Origin of the sequence: Mesorhizobium sp. GbtcB19 (assembly GCF_019091085.1) — a bacterium.
GTDB lineage: Bacteria > Pseudomonadota > Alphaproteobacteria > Rhizobiales > Rhizobiaceae > Mesorhizobium.
Genome location: NZ_JAGXJY010000054.1, coordinates 1 through 1,661 on the forward strand (window position 1 = coordinate 1; position 1,661 = coordinate 1,661).

Below are 1,661 nucleotides of genomic sequence, written 5' to 3' on the forward strand. Positions count from 1 at the left end.
GCAGGCGTGCGCGAGGCGCATTAGGGGCTGGCAGGGCTCTAACAGCGTGAGCATGCGCCGCTGGCGCTGTCGCAGCGCTGCAGCGGAGTGGCGGCGGGAACCCCTCTGTTCAGCGCGCTGCTGAACTATCGGCACAACGCCGCGCCGACGCCAAGCCTGAGCGGCGCCGAGTGGCTGGAGAGCGAGGAGCGGACGAACTATCCGTTGACGCTGTCGGTGGAGGATTTTGGGACCGAGCTCGGCTTGACGGCGCAGATGGTCGAGGCGGCGTCGGCGGATCGTATCAACGGCTTGATGCAGCGGGCGCTGGAGAGCCTGGCGGAAGCGCTCGAGGCAGCGCCGGAGACGCCGTTGCGGGCGCTGGACGTGCTGCCGCAAGCCGAGCGGGAACTGATCGTCGAAACCTGGAACCGGACGGACGCTGCCTATCCGTCGGACCGCTGCATCCACGAACTGTTCGAGGAACAGGCGCGGCGGGCTCCGGATGCGATTGCGCTGGTGCAGGGCGATATTGAGCTGAGCTATGGCGAATTGAATGCCCGGGCCAATCGTCTGGCGCATCGCCTCATCGGGCTCGGTGTCAAACCTGAAGATCGCGTCGGGCTTTGCCTCGCCCGCTCGCCCGAGATGGTAATCGGCCTGCTGGCCGTGCTTAAAGCAGGCGGCGCCTATGTGCCGCTGGACCCCAGCTATCCGCGCGAGCGGCTTGGCTGGCTCGTCGGCGATGCCGATCCGCGTCTGCTGCTGGTCGACGAGACCGGGCGGGTCGCCCTTGGCGATGCGCTGTCCGGACGCGATGTGATCGCGCTGGACAAGCCGCAAGCGGAGAGCCATCCCGAGACCGCTCCCCAGGTGCCTGGCCTGACATCGGGCAGCCTTGCCTATGTAATGTAGACCTGCAGCTCAACCGGCACGCCCAAGGGCGCGCAGAATGAACATCGGGCGATCGTCAACCGCCTGGTCTGGATGCAGGATGCCTATCGACTGGATGCAAACGATGTCGTGCTGCAGAAGACTCCCTACAGCTTCGATGTTTCCGGATGGGAATTCTTCTGGACCCTGCTGACCGGGGCCAGGCTGGTGTTGGCAGCCCCGGAAGAGCACAAAGATCCCGGGGCAATGGTCGAGGCGATCACGCGGCACCGGATCACGACGATACACTTCGTGCCATCGATGCTGGCGAGCTTCCTGGAAGCGGAGGGCGTGGCCCGCTGCACCTCGCTGCAGCGCATCGTGTGCAGCGGCGAGGCGTTGCCCGCCTTGAGCGTGCACAAGGTGCAGCGCCTTCTGCCGCAGGCGAAGCTGCACAATCTGTATGGCCCGACGGAAGCGGCGATCGACGTGACGGCCTGGACCGCTCCAACCGGCTATGACGGGGACATTGTCCCGATCGGCCGCCCGATCTCGAACACGCAAATGTATGTGCTGGACGAGCCTGGTGAGCCTGTTCCGGTCGGGGTCGCGGGCGAGCTCTATCTTGGCGGAGTGGGTGTTGCCCGCGGGTATGTGAACCGTCCCGAGCTGACGGCGGAACGGTTTGTGGCGGATCGGTTCAGCAGCAACCCGCCGGCGCGGCTCTACCGGACAGGCGACCTTGTGCGCTGGACCGCCGATGGCAATCTGGAGTTTCTGGGGCGCCTTGACGAGCAGGTGAAGATCCC

The 1,661-nt window shown here is 65.8% G+C and carries 1 pseudogene; it reads left to right on the top strand.

Annotated features, from left to right (window positions below):
- Positions 1–294: 294 nt before the first annotated feature.
- A pseudogene (locus KVT37_RS33625) lies at positions 295–1,661 on the top strand (amino acid adenylation domain-containing protein); the annotation flags it as partial.